General features: G+C 46.0%; 12 protein-coding genes. 8 read left to right on the forward strand and 4 right to left on the reverse strand.

Going from position 1 to position 16997, the window contains the following annotated elements:
* Positions 1-539: 539 nt before the first annotated feature.
* Entirely contained in the window at positions 540-1409 is an 870-nt protein-coding gene (locus QUB10_RS05915; RefSeq protein WP_333200397.1) for a lipid kinase, read from the reverse strand.
* Between the two features lie 228 nt (positions 1410-1637).
* Here QUB10_RS05915 and QUB10_RS05920 point away from each other — a divergent pair, with 228 nt between their 5' ends.
* Positions 1638-2954 carry a HEAT repeat domain-containing protein gene (locus tag QUB10_RS05920; protein WP_333200399.1) on the forward strand — a complete coding sequence of 439 codons (1317 nt, stop codon included), beginning with the start codon at positions 1638-1640 and terminating at the stop codon, positions 2952-2954.
* 112 nt (positions 2955-3066) lie between these two features.
* Here the strand turns inward: QUB10_RS05920 and QUB10_RS05925 are convergent, their stop codons facing one another.
* Positions 3067-6489 (reverse strand): PAS domain S-box protein, encoded by a 3423-nt coding sequence (locus QUB10_RS05925; protein WP_333200401.1) that lies wholly within the window; start codon positions 6487-6489, stop codon positions 3067-3069.
* A 591-nt stretch (positions 6490-7080) separates the two neighbouring features.
* On the opposite strand from QUB10_RS05925, the gene QUB10_RS05930 reads away from it, so the two are divergent.
* Complete coding sequence (locus QUB10_RS05930; RefSeq protein WP_333156120.1) at positions 7081-8055, forward strand: LysR family transcriptional regulator; 975 nt, start codon at positions 7081-7083, stop codon at positions 8053-8055.
* A gap of 128 nt (positions 8056-8183) precedes the next feature.
* Positions 8184-9248 carry an anthranilate phosphoribosyltransferase family protein gene (locus QUB10_RS05935; RefSeq protein ID WP_333200403.1) on the forward strand — a complete coding sequence of 355 codons (1065 nt, stop codon included), beginning with the start codon at positions 8184-8186 and terminating at the stop codon, positions 9246-9248.
* 66 nt (positions 9249-9314) lie between these two features.
* Here QUB10_RS05935 and QUB10_RS05940 read toward each other — a convergent pair.
* A protein-coding gene (locus tag QUB10_RS05940) for an ISKra4 family transposase (RefSeq protein ID WP_445300791.1) occupies positions 9315-10390 on the reverse strand; the annotation gives its coding sequence in 2 pieces (ribosomal slippage) (positions 9315-10237 and positions 10237-10390; 1077 coding nt in all).
* Positions 10391-10750: 360 nt separating this feature from the next.
* Here QUB10_RS05940 and QUB10_RS05945 point away from each other — a divergent pair.
* From QUB10_RS05945 to QUB10_RS05965, 5 genes are all read left to right on the forward strand, one after another.
* Complete coding sequence (locus tag QUB10_RS05945; protein ID WP_333157071.1) at positions 10751-11356, forward strand: molybdenum cofactor guanylyltransferase; 606 nt, start codon at positions 10751-10753, stop codon at positions 11354-11356.
* A gap of 112 nt (positions 11357-11468) precedes the next feature.
* Positions 11469-12644, forward strand: coding sequence for an aminotransferase class V-fold PLP-dependent enzyme (locus QUB10_RS05950; RefSeq protein WP_333200407.1), 1176 nt, complete (start codon positions 11469-11471; stop codon positions 12642-12644).
* A 421-nt stretch (positions 12645-13065) separates the two neighbouring features.
* Complete coding sequence (locus tag QUB10_RS05955; protein ID WP_015175132.1) at positions 13066-13413, forward strand: DUF6717 family protein; 348 nt, start codon at positions 13066-13068, stop codon at positions 13411-13413.
* 14 nt (positions 13414-13427) lie between these two features.
* Positions 13428-14777 (forward strand): LCP family protein, encoded by a 1350-nt coding sequence (locus QUB10_RS05960; protein WP_333200409.1) that lies wholly within the window; start codon positions 13428-13430, stop codon positions 14775-14777.
* 176 nt (positions 14778-14953) lie between these two features.
* Positions 14954-15463: a pentapeptide repeat-containing protein gene (locus tag QUB10_RS05965; protein ID WP_333200475.1), complete on the forward strand. Its 510-nt coding sequence runs from the start codon at positions 14954-14956 to the stop codon at positions 15461-15463.
* A 126-nt stretch (positions 15464-15589) separates the two neighbouring features.
* On the opposite strand, the gene QUB10_RS05970 is transcribed toward QUB10_RS05965, so the two are convergent.
* Entirely contained in the window at positions 15590-16843 is a 1254-nt protein-coding gene (locus tag QUB10_RS05970) for an S-layer homology domain-containing protein (protein ID WP_333200411.1), read from the reverse strand.
* Positions 16844-16997 lie beyond the last annotated feature (154 nt).

Below are 16997 nucleotides of genomic sequence, written 5' to 3' on the forward strand. Positions count from 1 at the left end.
CGGGCATCTTGCCCGTGGCAAATATATGAACAGGCTTTCCGGCCTGTTCCACAACACAATATAATTTATTGATTCATTAATTAATTAATTAATTAATTAATTAATTAATTAATTAATTGTGGCACGGGCATCTTGCCCGTGGCAAATATATGAACAGGCTTTCCGGCCTGTTCCACAACACAATATAATTTATTGATTCATGAATTAATTAATTAATTAATTGTGGCACGGGCATCTTGCCCGTGGCTAATATATGAACAGGCTTTCCGGCCTGTTCCACAACACAATATAATTTATTGATTCATGAATTAATTAATTAATTAATTGTGGCACGGGCATCTTGCCCGTGGCTAATATATGAACAGGCTTTCCGGCCTGTTCCACAACACAATATAATTTATTGATTCATGAATTAATTGTGGCACGGGCATCTTGCCCGTGGCTAATATATGAACAGGCTTTCCGGCCTGTTCCACAACATAATTATATATGAACAGGCTTTCCGGCCTGTTCCACAACATAATTATATTAGTTGTGAGTTATGAAGGAGCTATAACTGCTAAAGCTTGGGGAATCACTCGAAATTTTGCAGGCGTGTAAGTTGTGATTTCACCGTCAGTATTAATGGGACGGCGTTTGCTAGTATTAACCTCAAATTCTTGAGCGTGCAAGGCGCGAACGTTAGGCGAACTGGTATAATTTCCTTGCCTCATAGCCGGCAGCAAACCCAGGATTTCCCACCAGTTTTTTGTTTCCAAACTGTACAAATCCAGTCGCTTGTCGTCGATGGTGGCATCCTCGGCAACTGTCATCCCACCTCCGTAATAGCGGCCGTTGCCAATGGCAATTTGAATAGTTTTAACCTTAAAAGATTGGTTTTTTACCTTAATTTCTGCTCGAAACGGTCGCGCTGACAAAATTGTCTGCAAAGCAGTAAAAGCATAAGCTAAAACTCCCCAGCGCTGCTTGACGTTTTTAGTCAGCCGCTGGGTAATTTGCACGCTTAGTCCCAAACTCGCCACATTAAAAAAATGTTGGCCGTTAACCCAACCCAAGTCTATTAGCCGAACTTTATCGCTGGCAATTACTTGACAAGCTGCTGATAAATCTGTAGGAATTCTCAGAGTACGGGCTAGGTCGTTAGCCGTTCCCATGGGCAAAATACCCAAGGGTAACTTGGTGTCTATCAAACCTTCTATGGCGGCGTTGAGAGTGCCGTCGCCACCGCCAATTATTACTAATTCGACTCGATTTTGGTAGCGGCGAATAGTGTCGGAAAGTTCGTGGGCGTGGTCGGTAGATTCTACCATTAACTCAAAACCCAGTGCTTCTAATTTTACAGTGGCTTGAGATAATAGCTTTTGCCCTTTTCGGGAGTGCTGGTTTACTAAAAGTAGAGCTTTCTTCATTTGTTAATTTTTAATTAGGAATATTGCGTATTTTAAATTACAAAAAGTATAGCTTGATGCCTTAACTGCATGAAATTAATGCTTTACTTCCATTTTACCAGTTATGATGGATTGACAAAAATGTTAAAAAATGGATAAATGTAGCAAAAGATTCCTAAAAAGTAGCTCCCTCCCGCTCTGACCTAGCAGCAAAAAACCTCGCTTCTCGATCGCCACTAAATTAAAATCATGTCTAACTTTTTAGAACAAGCGCAAGTCGCTGCCGATCGCCAAAACTGGCCTGGGTTAGTCGAATGCTTGCAGCAAGTGACAGCCGACGGTAGCAAGCCGCAGGAACAACACATTTTAGAGCAAGCTGTCAGTTTAGCAATAGAAGCCTTAAAATGGGGCGATTTTCAAGACCGCTGGGAAATTGCTAAAGTATTGCCAAATCTGGGAAATGGCGCGATCGCACCTTTAATTGCCGTGCTCGAAGACGAAGACGCAGACACCGAGCCCCGGTGGTTCGCCGCCCGCATCCTCGGAAAGTTCGTGAAGCGAAGCTATCCGGTAGGGAATCGCCCGGAAGTGATTCAAGCTTTAGTAGAATTAGTCAAAAATTCCGACGAAGAATTGAGCCAAATCGCCGCCGAAACCCTAGGGAATTTCGGCCCAACAGCTATAGAATCCCTCGCAACTCTCCTACTCCAAGAAGACTCGCGACAGTTTGCCACAGCAGCACTCGCCCAAATTCGGCGCACCGAAACCATCCCACCGCTGTTGAGCGTAGTCGGAGACTCTCAAGTTGGGGTGCGAGCAGCCGCAATCGAGGCCCTGAGTAGCTTTCACGATTCCCGCATCCCGCCGGTACTGGTAGCAGCACTCAAAGATCCGGCGACAGCAGTCAGAAAAGAAGCCGTGCGAGCTCTCGGCGCGCGCGCCTATTTAGATGCAGAATTAGATTTAGTTAACTTGCTCAAACCTTTGCTTTCCGACATTCGATTAGAAGTTTGTCAGCAAGCGGCGATCGCGATCGGGCGAGTGAAAACCGATGCTGCAGCGGCTGCTTTATTTGAATTGCTGCGATCGCCAATAACTCCGGTTGAATTGCAAATCGAAACTGTGCGCGCCCTAAGCTGGATGGAAACTGCAACGGCTTTAGCATATTTACATCACACATTAATGGCGCAAGTTAATAACATAAATTATACCGTTTGTCAAGAGATAGTCACTGTTTTAGGGCGAGTAGAAAAGCCGGAATTAAAAACTGCTGCTGCTGAAATTCTGATTGATTTGCTGAAAACAAATCATCCGGCCCTGCAGGAGGCCGTCAGCAAAAAATTGTTAGCTTTAGGTTTAGGAAAATTAGGAGATATGAGAGGGCTAGATGCTCTAATTTCAATGTTGGGCGACGAAGACAGCAGCGTCAGGCTGCACTGCATGGCAGCGCTCAAACAGCTAGGTGCTGCCGAGGCTAGGCAGAAATTAGAAAGCTTAGTTAAGCAAGACAATCTCGAACCAAGATTGAAACAAGGAATTGCGAGCGCCCTGCAAGAATGGCAATAAAATCAAGAGCGAGCTGATTTGCGGAGAACATTTAAATATAGGGTGCGCCATCAACACCTTACCTAGAACTTAAATATTGAATTTTGAACTCGATAACTGAAAAATCAAAACTTTAGCTGTGCTCAATTGGCAGCCGCACTCCGAAAGTCGAGCCTAGTCCTTCCCCAGGACTTTCGGCCCAGACACTGCCGCCGTGGAGTTCCACGAGATGGCGGACGATCGCCAATCCCAGTCCCAGCCCGCCGTAATTGCGCGTAGAAGTGCTGTCAGCTTGGCGGAAGCGATCGAACACAAAGGGCAAAAACTCCTTGCTGATGCCAATTCCCGTATCGCTGACAACGATCGAAACAGAGTGAACCGGAGACGGCCCAGACAAGATAGCGCCACCCGCTGCTCCCGGTTCCCCATCCTCCGAAAGCCTTATTTCCACGCGACCCGACGGCGGCGTAAACTTAATAGCATTCGAGAGCAAATTAGACACCACCTGCTGCAAACGAGTAGCATCGCCCCTCACCAAGCTCACCCCTTCGCCACAAAAACTCACCAATTCAATGCCCCTAGCTTCAGCATCAGGGCTCAGCGCCTTCACCGCCGTTTCTACAATCCGCGCCAAATCCACCGGGAACAGCTTCAAACACACTTTGCCACTCACAATCCGGGAAACGTCCAGCAAATCCTCTATCATCTGAGTCTGCAATCGCGCGTTTCGCTCAATAGTCTCCAAACCCACAGCCGTTTTTTCGGCACTCATCTGGCGCTGCCGCAGCATCTGCGCCCAGCCCAAAATGGCGTTCAGAGGCGTCCGCAACTCATGAGAAAGCGTTCCCAAAAACTCGTCTTTAATCCGGTTGGCCTCGGCTGCTTCCCGGTAAAGCCGCGCATTGTCGATCGCCACCGCCGCATCCCGCGCCAAATCCTCCAGCAAAACCAAATCCTCCTGCCCGCAGCGGCGGCCCGACTCTCCGCACAGCAACGAAATCGCTCCCAGCGTCCGCCCGCGAGCGATCAGCGGCACGCAGATTGCCGACAGCACCTGGGATTGGGATCGCAGCACCAACTGCAGTTCCCTGTCCGGCACAACCGCCTCGATCACCCATTCCGGTATTTCTGGGTAGAGCTTCGACTCACCAGTCCGTAGCACCTTTGCTACTCCGTGCCGTCCCTGGGGGTCTAGCGGCATACGCCGATCGATTTGCCACAGCAGAGCGACTTTGCTCGGATCTGAGTGAGCAACTGCTTGCAAGCGGATCGAGCCGTCGGCATCGAGCAAATGCACACAGCACCAATCCCCCAACCCCGGTACTGTTAAATCTGCCAAACCTTGCAGCGCCTTCTCGTAATCCAGGGAAGCCGACGACAGCAAAGCCAAAGCTTGAGCGTTAAAATAGGCTGTTTGGGCCGATCGCTGGCGATCGTCAATATCAGTACAAGTCCCGAACCATTTGAGAATTTTCCCCTCAGCGTCCCGCACGGGCAATGCCCTGCCCAGATGCCAGCGGTAAGCTCCGTCAGATGCCCGTTTAAAGCGGTATTCCACCTCGTAAGTCTTCCCTGTCTCGACCGAGATCTTCCAGCTTTCTACAGCATCTTCCACGTCATCTGGATGCAAAACTGGCTGCCACCCCCAGCCTTGAGTTTCCTCCAGCGTCAAGCCAGTATATTCAAACCAGCGCTGGTTGTAGTAGTCGAGCCAGCCGTCGGGTCTGGCAGTCCAAACTATTTGCGGGATGGCTTCAGCGAGGACGCGGTACAACTGTTCGCTGGCTTCGGCTTGGCGACGAGCGGCCTGTTCCCGCGCCAATGCCCAATTCCGCTGTTCTTCGGCTTCTTTGCGAGCGGTGATGTCGCTAATTACGCCGATCCATTTGCAGGGATTGCCTTGTTTGTCAAGCACTGCTTTGCCCCGATCGATCCAATGGAGCAAGCCACCCCGTTGGCACTGAACGCGGTATTCCTGAAAAAATGGGGCAGCAGAACTGTCTGGCGCACTCAAATACCGATCGACTGCGGCCAAAACTCGATCGCGGTCGATCGGGTGCAAGATACTGTTCCAAGCTGCTCTTGTCCTCGGAAATCCGCCTTTTGCGTACTCCAAATGTTCGTCTACGTGACCGAACCACAGCACGATCCCGGTCTCGATATCCCATTCGTAAATCAAATCACTGGCACTTTCTGCTGCAATCCTAAACCGCTCTTCAGACTGTCGCAGCACTTCCAGAAACTTAAAGCGTTCAGTCACGTCCAAAACCAGAGACAGCACCGATACCAACTGTCCCGAATCGCTGTAAAAAGCCGAATTGTACCACTCGCAGTTTACCAACGAACCCCTCTTATTATAATTGCGGTTGCGAACTACATTGCAGCAATTTTCGGGTTTTTTTAAACTATAAATTGCAGATTCTACCTCTGACAAATCGCCCTTAGAAATAAAGTTCCATTCGCTAAAATGCTTGCCTAAAACTTCTATTTTTTCCCACCCAAAAATCTTCTCGGCCGCCGGCGACCACCCGCTGAGACGAAAATTTTCATCCCACTCAATCACCGCTAGGGGCGTATTTTCAAAATGAGAAGTGAGTTTTTGCAGCGCCTCGCGCAGGGAGGCTTCTACTTGCTTGCGATTAGTAATATCGCCAAAAGAAATAGCAATGCCGTCGCCCAATTTAACAGTCATAATCCGAAACCACCCGACAATGCCTTCGTTGTTGTAATAAATCTCGGTATCAAGGGGAATTCCTGTTTCTACAACTTGGACGTAACGGTCGAACAAACCGCTATCTTTATGGCCTGGCAGCACTTGCAGCAATCGCTTGCCGGTTAATTCTTCAGGAGTACGGTGTTGCATTTTGGCCGCTGCGGGATTGACGTATTCCCATTCAAAATCCACAATTGTGGATTCGTCGCGGATGCTGCGGAATACGTTAAATCCGTCTAGAGATAATTCCTGAAAAACGCGGAAGCGTTCTTCGCTTTCTTGCAGCTTGCCTACAGTGTCAAGCAGGAGATCCTCGACTCGCTCGCGCTGCGTTATTTCTGCAAGCAATTGCTGGTTAATTTGCTGGAGTTCGGTTGTGAGGGAGGGGACGGAATTTTTAATAGCAGAGTCGGCTTGCAGTCGATCGACCTTTTCAGTTTCCAGCGCCGTATTTCCTGGTAAAAAGGCCGCCCCAGCCAAAGCCAACACTTGAGGAACCCAGGGTATCAGGGACGCTACAGCCCACAAAGAGATGATAGCGGTAACGACGGCGATCGAACTTGACAGCCAGTAGCTGGGATGCACCAGCATCCAAACTTGCATCAAGTGAGTTGTCCCGCCGCAGAAAAACCAGGCTCCCAATAGGAGAAACCCCTTGCTCAACGGCACGTCTCGCTGCTTCCGGGCATAGTATGTCAGAAGTGCTGGAATTGAATAATAAGCCAAGGCAATTAACACATCGCTGACCGCGTGCAGTCCCATCAACTGGGGTTGCCACTGGCAACAGCCATCTTGGGGAATAAAATTGTGGTTAAATGACATAATCTTAATAAATGGCAGCATTTCGGCTTTCCTGTGCGATCGATCCTAGTTGCACTTGTGTTGCTGACCCGCTAATTTCTAGTTTATACACAAAAAAACAGAAAACAAGAGTGACTTTAGTTCGGGGATGAAAGTTCACAGCAGGTTTTAACCTGCCTGCAATATTCGTACATTTATTGAGAGGTTTAGGGATACTCAGGTACTATAATCCCCAAGGAGGTAAGAAATTTAAGGCGAGTTTTAAAGTCTAAAGCAGAGGAATAAACCCAGCAATTTAGCACAATAGATGAAGCGATTATGATTGTGCACTTCATTCAAACAGTTTAGCTACAAGCTGGGAAAATTAGATGGATTTATCTTTATTAAATCCATCTTTTGATAATTTGGCAGATTCAGAAATCCCTTCAATATGGGAGAATCGACCTCTATTTGGGCGCTCAGAAATCCTACCCGAGCAAATTGATTCGTAGAGCCAAGCATCCCCGCGTATGGCCCCGGAATCAAAACTAATCTGTACCTGTATCAAAGTCTACTAAATTCTGCTACTAAATCGGTTAATGTCACAGATAATCTTCCAGTAAAATTTCTGAAACCATCTCGAATTAAACATCCATGCGCTTAGAGCAGCTTCAAGCATTTCTTTCAGTTGCTGAAACTGGTAGCTTTCAGCAAGCGGCCCGGAAGTGTGGCGTTACCCAATCGACTATTAGCCGCCAAGTGCAGGGATTAGAAGCGGAAGTGGGTTTGTCGCTGTTTCACCGCACGGCCCACGCGAAACTGACTGTGGGAGGGGAATGCCTGCTACCTCACGCTCGCAAAATCTGTCAGACTTGGCAAAATGCTGCTGAAGAATTGGGAGACTTACGGGCGGGAAAGCAGCCGGAACTCTGCGTGGCTGCGATTCACTCGGTTTGCGCTGCTTATTTGCCACCTGTGCTGCAAAAGTTTTGCCGCGACTATCCAGACGTGCAATTGCGGGTGACTGCCCTCGGTAGCGATCGAGCCCTGAAAGTCCTCAAAGATGGTTTGGTGGACATAGCGGTGGTGATGAACAACCGCTATTTTACTCAAGCCCCGGAAATGTTGGTTGAGGTGCTCTACAATGAGCCGATCGAGGTGTTGATGGCGGCGGGTCATCCCCTGGCCCAGTACGAACGAGTACCTTGGCCGGAATTGATTTGTTACCCGCAAGTGGTGTTTAAGGACGGGTACGGAATGCAGCGGATGGTGCAAGAACAATTTGGACGCATGGGTGCTAAACTTCATGCTGTTTTGGAACTCAACACTCTGGATGCTTTTCGGGGTGTGGTGCGACAGGGAGAGTTGATTGCTTTACTGCCGCATTCAGCTTTGGTGGACGCCAAGGGCGATCGCACTTTAGCAATTCGGTCGATCGCCCAAGAGCGGTCAAATTCCAAGGTTTCGACGATCGGTCAATTGGCCGCAGATCCGACTTGGACTCGCGAAGTGGTGTTGGTGACAACTCACGATCGAATGCAAATTCCGCCGATCGCCCATTTCTGGAATCTGGTACGCGAATTTGTGCCGCCTTTTGATGTAATCAAGCTAGAAAAATCAGGCAGTTAATTCGATAATTTTGAAGTGAATTTTGGGAATCTTAAATTGAAACTGATTCAAATATTACCAATTACTAACTACCAATTACCAATTACTAACTACTAACTACAAACTACCAATTACCAACTTCAAAAGTTATGAGTGACGCATTTAGAGAATTGCTGCGAAAAATTGGCAGCGGAGTACACACAGGAGAAAACTTAACTCGCTCCGAAGCAGCAGCAGCCACGCGGATGATGCTGCTGGGGGAAGCAACACCGGCTCAAATCGGAGCTTTTATGATTTCCCACCGCATTAAACGGCCCACTGGGGAAGAATTAGCCGGCATGCTCGATGCTTATGAAGAATTGGGGCCCCTTCTTGCCCCCCCAAACCGAGAAAAAGGGTTTTCCGTCTCTACCGTCGCCGTGTTTGGCGTTGCTTACGACGGGCGATCGCGCACGGCTCCAATTAGCCCTTTAACCGCCCTAATTTTAGCCGCGTCGGGCGTCCCAACCCTCATGCACGGGGGAGATACCATGCCAACGAAGGAAGGTATTCCCCTGATTGAAATTTGGCGCGGTTTGGGAGTTGACTGGAGAAAACTGAGTTTAGAAAAAGTCCAGCAAGTTTTTGACAATACGGGTTTGGGTTTTGTTTACCTTCCCAAGCATTTTCCTCAAGCCGCCGCTTTAGTTCCCTACCGCCGCGAAATTGGTAAACGGCCACCTTTTTCGACAATGGAGTTGATGTGGTGTCCCTGTGCCGGCGACGTTAACGTCATCTCCGGTTACGTCCACCCCCCGACAGAAGGTATGTTTCAAAAAGCCTTTGAGCTGCGGGGAATCAAAAATTATACCACAGTCAAAGGATTGGAGGGAAGCTGCGATTTGCCGCGCGATCGTACTGCGATTATCGGCATTGCTAAGCCGGAAGCTGAGTTTGAACGAGTGCTTTTAGCTCACGGAGATTACGGTTTTAGCAACACAAATCCTGCCTTTGAATCAGCCCCAGAGTTATTCAAACAAATGCAGGAAGTATTGCTGGGAAAACCATCGGAATTGATGCAGTCCGCTATCTGGAACGGGGGATTTTATCTGTGGCGCTGCGGAGTTTGTTTGGATATAAACTCTGGTTTGATTGAGGCAGAAACTTTATTAAGTCGCGGTCAAGTCGTGCAAAAACTTGAGGAAGTTAGCCAAGCCGTTAGTGTTTTTAGTTGACAGTTGACAGTTGACAGTTGACCGTTAACTACGGGAGTATGTCACTTTTGTAGTGAGTAATTATACTTATGCAGCTTTTCCCTGATTTCCAATTAACCCGTTCAAGTAAGCACAACTCGGAGCTAATACTTGTCCCACATGTTCTGATTTCCAACTAGCTCCTGATATTTTAATTCGTCTGGCTATTTGCTTAATCCCTGATTCTACCGCTCCTGAACCAATTGAACAGATGCCATCCGTTGAGAAAACTTCATAGTTGATAATCCTTTGTTTGTGCTTTTCTAGATATTGGCAAAAATTTACTGCTGATTTTTTCTTGAGCTTTATAAATAGAGCTGCTGCACTCTCTATATTCCCTTTCCATAAATATGTTTCTGCTTGCTTGAGTCGCTTGAGTGAACCACCTACTTTTTGAAGATTTTCATTCAGATGGTACCAATCGAGAATTTCTCTTCTGTTCTGTTCACAACTGATTTCCTTAAATATATTCCACACTCCATCATGTCCATCGCCCAAGCAAGTTATAGGTTTTGCCAGCGGTTGTTTATTTGCCCAATTAATGATGATATCATTTTGATTAAAACTAGCCACCATACCAGCTTCCGACACAATTGCTTTATAGTCTTTCCATTCAGACTTTTCTCCTTGAGGTCTCCTGAGTCGTACTTTTCCACCATCTGCACTTAGCTCCTCAATATCTGCTGTGGCGATGGGCTGGTGGAAGTCTTGATAATGTACTAATCTCTGTTGTGTTTTAGACGGAACAGTCATTCCCGTTAGATACTTAATATCAAGAGCTGCATCCTGATAAGAAACATTGGCACTCAGTCTTAAGCAACAGTTTTCTAAATGTGGACTCAACCGACTACGGCTACCTATGCCTAGTTTATCTGCTTGTTTCTGGGTGATACTTAAATTACCTAAAGTGCTTTTTAATGTCTTGATTTTTCCGGCTTTTGTACCGGTAGTTGAGCAGATAAAAAAAAGCCGATATGTGGTGTCACATGAGTCAGAACTTGGTCTCTAACTGCCAGTTCAATATCTTCTAAGGTCTGCAAGGAATCAGGATTAGAATCATCATAAAGTATGACAGAAATAGCATCTAGATGTGTTTTAATTGCCTGTTGTTGTTCGGGTGTCATGATTATATATCAAGTGGGAAGAGATGATAATTATCGCCTATCATAGCATTTATTGTAAAATGAAGTACACGAGATTCCGTGAATATCAAGGCTTTCAAGCCGGCGTTGCATACCTCATCTATCTGAGAAACGCTATATACTGATCATCAGTAAAAAAGTCAAGCTGGGGTTTACGAGTATTTATACTCATCGCAAAAGTGACACGCTCCCGTTAACTACTGACTACTAGACATCTCCAATAATTATTGTGGAACAGGCATCTTGCCTGTTCAAAACAGGCAATTCTTGCGATAACTAATGACTAATGACTAATGACTACTGACTACTGACTAATGACTACTGACTACTGACTACTGACTAATGACAAATCATAAAATTGCTGTAATTGTGCTTGCAGGCGGTCAAAGTTCGCGGATGGGTAGGGATAAAGCTATGCTGGAAATTGAGGGCAAATCCCTCTTGCAGCGGGCGTTGGAAGTTGCCACAGTTGTAACCCCCGAAGTTTATGTTCTGACTGCTTGGCCCGATCGCTATCGATCAACCTTAACCGAAACATCCCAATTTCTGGTAGACTACAATCCGGGCTCCGGGCCCTTGGTTGCATTGACTCAGGGATTGAAAGAAATAGCCGCCGAGTGGATTTTACTGTTAGCTTGCGATTTACCTTTGTTGGATGCCCAGATTATCCAGAAGTGGGCGAGTCAGTTAACAGAGTTTCCCCCATCTACTTTAGCAGTTGTGCCTTATCAAAATTCGCGCTGGGAGCCTTTGTGCGGCTTCTACCGCCAACAATCTCTGCCCAGCTTGCAAAGTTTTATTGACAAAGGGGGAGGTTCCTTTCAAGTGTGGTTAAATCAAATCCCCGCAATCCCTCTACCTGTAGGGGAACAAGAAGCAGTAATGTTATCCAATTGCAATACATTAGAAGAGTTTGAGCAATTAAAAGGTAAAATGAGTAACGGTTGACTGTTGACGGTTGACTGTTGACTGTTGACGGTTGACTGTTGACTGACTAATGACTAATGACTAATGACTAATGACTGATTACTAATTACTAATTACTAATTACTAATTACTAATGATTAACCAATATTGGCTGCTTGATCGCGATATAACTTTCCTTAATCACGGCTCTTTTGGGGCTTGTCCGATTCCCATACTCGAAGCGCAAACCATTTTTCGGGAACAACTGGAAAGAGAACCCTTGCGCTTTTTACTGCGGGAATTTGAACCATTGTTGGATAATGCAAGAAATCAGTTAGCCACATTTATCGGTGCGAGTGAGGATGACTTGGCTTTTGTGCCGAATGCGACGACGGGAGTAAATGCTGTTTTGCGATCGCTCTGTTTTTCTCCGGGCGACGAATTGCTCACTACAAATCAGGAATACAACGCTTGTCGCAACACACTTAATTTTGTAGCCGAGCGTACAGGCGCTAAAGTAATAGTAGCAGAAGTCCCCTTTCCCATTGAGTCACCAGAACAAATTATTGAAGCAATAATTAAGTGCGTTTCACCGAAAACAAAGTTAGCTTTATTAGACCACGTTGTGAGCCAAACAGGTTTAATCTTTCCCATCAAACAGTTAGTCGGTGAGTTAGCTAACCGTGGCGTGGATGTATTGGTAGACGGAGCTCACGCGCCGGGGATGCTAGCACTCAATTTAGATGAAATTGGCGCGGCTTACTATACGGGAAATTGCCATAAGTGGCTGTGCGCGCCGAAAGGTGCGGGCTTTTTATACGTGCGGCGCGACAAGCAAAATGCCATTCGACCAACTACAATCAGTCACGGTGCTAACTCACCCCGCGCTGATAAATCACGCTTTCAATTAGAATTTGACTGGATGGGAACAGTCGATCCTAGCCCCTATTTATGCGTTCCTGTAGCTATTGATTTTATGGGTTCTTTGTTGAGCGGCGGTTGGCCGGAATTGATGGCAAAGAATCATGCTTTAGCATTGGCGGGTAGAAAAATATTGGCGGAGAAATTAGATTTGCAGCTGCCTTGTCCTGATGAAATGGTGGGTTCGATGGCTGTTGTGCCGCTGGCAGACTCCCACTCTGATGTGGTTGCAAAGGGAGGAATTCCACCTTTGCAAGAGGCGCTGTGGGAGATTTTTAAAATTGAAGTTCCGGTGATTCCTTGGCCGGATGCTAGTAAGCAGTTGGTGAGGATTTCGGCTCAGTTTTACAATACTTTTCCCCAGTATGAATATTTGGCTAAGGCGCTGGTTGAGCTGACGAGAATTTGAGCTGGAGCTTCCCGAAAATAAACATCACACCCAGCTACAAACAGTTATAGGTTTGTAGTTAGGGTGTCGGTTCTCATAGTTTGGGAGAATACAGACTATTTGTCCTTACTATAAACGTAGTAATGGTTATACAAATATGCACCCTAAGAGTAAAAATCCTGCAATGAATCACCTTTATTACTCTTGAATAGTGATAATTTTTACATAAAAAAAAGCTAAAAAAATAGATATAAAGCCCCATAGCCCTAAACTTCGCCAATCCGCCCAAACCGAATAAAATTTGTAAATAACCCGTGAAAAATCCTAAGTTAAAACAGGGTTGTCAAACCGGATAGTGCACAAGTTCCGCGCCACAGAATATAATGTATCAAGACTTGCATTTTTGCTGACAAAATAAACGAAATAAAAAGAGGAAAATACCATGTCCAATGCCATGATGGTAATTTACCCCTATCGCGAACAGTACACCTGGGTTTTTGACGACGAGCGAGTCGGACTTGTCCGAGAACCATTTGTTCAGGGCGTCCCCGAAATGATTAACGCGCTTGTCGCAGACATTCCCAATGCCGCTCAAGGTTTCCGACTTTTATTTTCAGCCAATCCATTTCCCGGATATCAAGCAGAAATGCTGTGGTTGAAAGCAGAATACGGCGGTAACTGGTATCGGTGGGAATCGAAAAATCTCGAAGGCTGGCTGTGTCCGGCTATGTTCAAATACTTTCCAGAAGCACCGCCCAAGTTTTACTGCAAAGCTGAAAAACTGCAATAACCAACAGCAAGTCAATGAAAAACTTGTCAATTTTTAAAAGAGACTTTGTTACACCAGTCGATCAAATCTCTCGAAAAAAACCTAAATTCTTCCTGTATATAGTGGGGCTATTTTTCCTAGTTTTCACAGCGGCAATTTCCGCCACTCTGGGGGCAATTACCGCTCTGTTAGCTCCCGTGGAACCGCCAATTATTAATAGAGTATTAGAAGCTACTGGCTTTGACTATCTATCCTCCAACCGCTCTGGATACCGCCTGTCGCGGCCAGTTAATATCTTGATATTGGGAATTGACCGCGTGCCGGAAGCAGCAGCCAATGGCCCTAAGATGTTTAACGGTCGTAGCGATACAATACTGTTATTTCACCTCGATCCTAGAGATAAATCTATTAGTTTGCTTTCAGTCCCGCGAGATACTAAAGTCGAAGTTCCCGGAATTCCCTTCAGCAAAATTAGCGAAGCCAATGCTAGAGGAGGAGCCGCTTTGGCGACGCGATTGGTTAGCAGTATGCTGAACAATACGAAAATTGAACGATACGTGCGAGTCAGCAGCAGTGCGTTTCAGGAATTAGTCGATTTGTTGGGCGGAATTGAGGTATTTGTACCTCGCCCAATGTCCTATACAGATAGCGCCCAAAAGTTAAAAATAAACTTAGCCAAGGGATGGCAAACTCTCAACGGAGAACAAGCAGAACAATTTGCTCGATTTCGCAACGACGGTTTAGGAGATATTGGTCGCATTCAGCGGCAGCAATCTTTAATTCAAGCTATTCGGAACCGCCTCACAAGTCCATCAGTATTGGTGCGCTTGCCCCAAATTGTTCGATTGATGCAAAAATATGTAGATACAAACCTAAATTATGAGGAAATATTGACGCTGGCAAATTTTGGTTTGCAATTGGAGCGAGAGAATTTTAAAATGGTAATGTTGCCTGGAAGTTCGAGTTCAGAACAAGCCGATTTGAGGAGTTATTGGATTGTAGATTCGATCGGGCGCGATCGCATTATGACACAATATTTAAACCCGGGCGTGCCGGATTTTGCCCAAGGACGATTTCGCAACCCAACCGAGTCGGTTTTGCCCAGGAACCTCAAAATCGCTGTCCAAAACGCTTCTAGCAAACCGACAACCGCAAAAAACGTTGGTGAGTTTCTCACAAAAAAGGGCTTTTTTAATGTATCTGTAGTGCAGGATTCGCCCCAGAAGGAGCGTCACAGTCAAATTATTGTTCAGCAAGGCGATTTAGAGGCAGCGAATCTACTGCAAAAAGAGTTAGGCGGCGGTAAAATTGAAGCATCTTCTACCGGTGAAATCAATTCTGACTTGACGCTTCGCGTTGGCGAAGATTGGGTAAAGCGATTTTAATTAGTCATTAGTCATTAGTCATGAGTCATTAGTCAACAGTCATGAGTCATTAGTCATTAGTCATTAGTCCACAGTCAACAGTCAACAGTTAACAGTTAACAGTCAACAGTCAACAGTTAACAGTCAACAGTCAACAGTCAACAGTCAACTATGCCCAATTCCCCATTCCCATCATGATGAAAAGAGTCTTCCGAATTTTCCTGAGCCTGGTTTTAAGTTTAGTGTTGGCTTTTGGGTGGGTGCTGCTGAGTGCTACTCCGGCATTTGCCCTACCGAAAACAAGTATTAATTACACAAATATTAATTTATCCGATCGCGATTTTTCCAACTCGGATTTAGCGGGGGGAACATTTGTCGCTGCTGAAATGCGGGGAACAAATTTTCAAGGTGCTGATTTAACTAATGCGATTTTGACTAAGGGAGTTTTGCTGAATGCCAACTTGTCAGGTGCCAACCTCTCCGGTGCTTTGGCAGATAGAGTTACATTCGACGGCGCTAATTTAATGAATGCTAATTTTACCGAGGCAATTATGACTCGAACTCGGTTTTTTGATGCTGCAATTTCCGGCGCTGATTTTAGTGACGCGATTATCGACGCTTATCAAGTAAGTATCCTGTGCGAGAAAGCAGATGGTGTCAATCCCGTGACGGGAGTTTCTACCCGCGAAAGTTTGGGATGTCCGTAGAAATTTACAAGTTAAAAAATTCCTGAGTAATTGTTTGATTAGATGCACCTGTAGCGAGGTAAAATACACACATAAAGCCCCTCTCCGGCAAGGCGAGGGGTTTGAGGAAATTTCTAAGTATCGGCTTTATCGAGCGCTACAAATGCCTGTGCTGGCAGTACCAACTACCAAATCGGAATTCAACAGCAAATCTAAATCGGTGTCGGGATTAACAGCATACAAATCGACTTTATCTCGACCCAAAAATACTCCGATCAAAGTCCCGATTCCCGCACCGCCGAGCACCTCTTCAGTCGCGATCGCCCGATCGCCCGTAACACCTGCGATCGCCGCCGCTGCTGCTGCACCCAACGCCGTATTCTTAACCAGATTACCAACATTAACGCCCTTGGTAACAGTTTCTTTCCTAGTAATCACTTGCGAAGTGGCATTGAGAGGCACTCTGCTGCCGTTGATGATACTTAATTCTTGAGCCACAAACTGAACGCCCGAAGCAGTCGATCGCAATTCGCCACTAATTTTCGAGCCTTCCGGTATCACCACTTGGCTATTATTACCCGTGATATCCGCAGCTACAGTCAGCGTAATCGGAGATTTGTCATTGGGGGCGAGCAAAATCTTGCCTTTTGCATACTCAATTGGGATAGTCACCCCCCTGGGAATTTGCACAGCAACAGACTCGCTAACATCAATCTTAGCAATGTAAGGAGAATTAATTGCTCTTGCTTGATTGGTACTCACTAATGTTTGATAGATAAAAGCAGCTACTTCAGCTCGCGTTGCTGCCTTGTTCGGTTTGAGAGATTTAGGATTAGGATAGCTGACAACTAACTGTTTTTCAGTAGCAGCAGCAACGCTTTTGACAGCATAACTTTGAATCTCACCCGCATCGCTATAGTAACTGAGAACATCTTGAAAATCGCACTTAGGCTCATAGCCCATGCCGTTATTTAAAGCGACTACAACTTGAACGCGAGGAATCTGCTGTGTCGGCCTGAAAACATTGCCGGGATAGCCAGACATCCATCCCATTTCGTAAGCTTCTGCGATCGCCCCGCTTGCCCAAAAATTAGACGGAACATCAGCAAACCTCACAGCAGCGCGGGTTTTTGCCTTTTTCACAGAACGGATCATTGCCGCGAATTCAGCCCGCGTTACCAGTGCATCCGGGCGGAAACTGCCATCGGGAAATCCTTTGATAATTCCTCTTTCTGACAAATCTTGAATAAAGTCTTTTGCCCAGTAGTTATTATTAACATCCGAAAAAGCTGTCTGAGCAAAAGCAGGCGCGGCAGTTAGCATCGGCGCTGCGGTTCCGGCAACTGTTCCCAGTGTTAATAAAACAGATGTACCAGATTTAATGCGATGTAATACAGACATTTTTGATTCTCCAATTTACACATTTTTTTTATTGAGTAGAACTAAGCTTTTGATAGGCTGATTGATTCTGCCCAACTTGCTTTTTCCCTCAGTTATGTAATCATTATTGAAGAATTTTACTTCGTGTGCGGGGAAGATACGGTCTTTTAAAATA

The organism is Microcoleus sp. B5-D4 (genome assembly GCF_036705145.1).
Taxonomy (GTDB): Bacteria; Cyanobacteriota; Cyanobacteriia; order Cyanobacteriales; family Microcoleaceae; genus Microcoleus.

Bases quoted from the DNA above. Each gene is read 5' to 3' on its own strand.
- QUB10_RS05915 (WP_333200397.1), bottom strand. From the start codon at position 1,409: ATGAAGAAAGCTCTACTTTTAGTAAACCAGCACTCCCGAAAAGGGCAA.
- QUB10_RS05920 (WP_333200399.1), top strand. From the start codon at position 1,638: ATGTCTAACTTTTTAGAACAAGCGCAAGTCGCTGCCGATCGCCAAAAC.
- QUB10_RS05925 (WP_333200401.1), bottom strand. From the start codon at position 6,489: ATGCTGCCATTTATTAAGATTATGTCATTTAACCACAATTTTATTCCC.
- QUB10_RS05930 (WP_333156120.1), top strand. From the start codon at position 7,081: ATGCGCTTAGAGCAGCTTCAAGCATTTCTTTCAGTTGCTGAAACTGGT.
- QUB10_RS05935 (WP_333200403.1), top strand. From the start codon at position 8,184: ATGAGTGACGCATTTAGAGAATTGCTGCGAAAAATTGGCAGCGGAGTA.
- QUB10_RS05945 (WP_333157071.1), top strand. From the start codon at position 10,751: ATGACAAATCATAAAATTGCTGTAATTGTGCTTGCAGGCGGTCAAAGT.
- QUB10_RS05950 (WP_333200407.1), top strand. From the start codon at position 11,469: ATGATTAACCAATATTGGCTGCTTGATCGCGATATAACTTTCCTTAAT.
- QUB10_RS05955 (WP_015175132.1), top strand. From the start codon at position 13,066: ATGTCCAATGCCATGATGGTAATTTACCCCTATCGCGAACAGTACACC.
- QUB10_RS05960 (WP_333200409.1), top strand. From the start codon at position 13,428: ATGAAAAACTTGTCAATTTTTAAAAGAGACTTTGTTACACCAGTCGAT.
- QUB10_RS05965 (WP_333200475.1), top strand. From the start codon at position 14,954: ATGAAAAGAGTCTTCCGAATTTTCCTGAGCCTGGTTTTAAGTTTAGTG.
- QUB10_RS05970 (WP_333200411.1), bottom strand. From the start codon at position 16,843: ATGTCTGTATTACATCGCATTAAATCTGGTACATCTGTTTTATTAACA.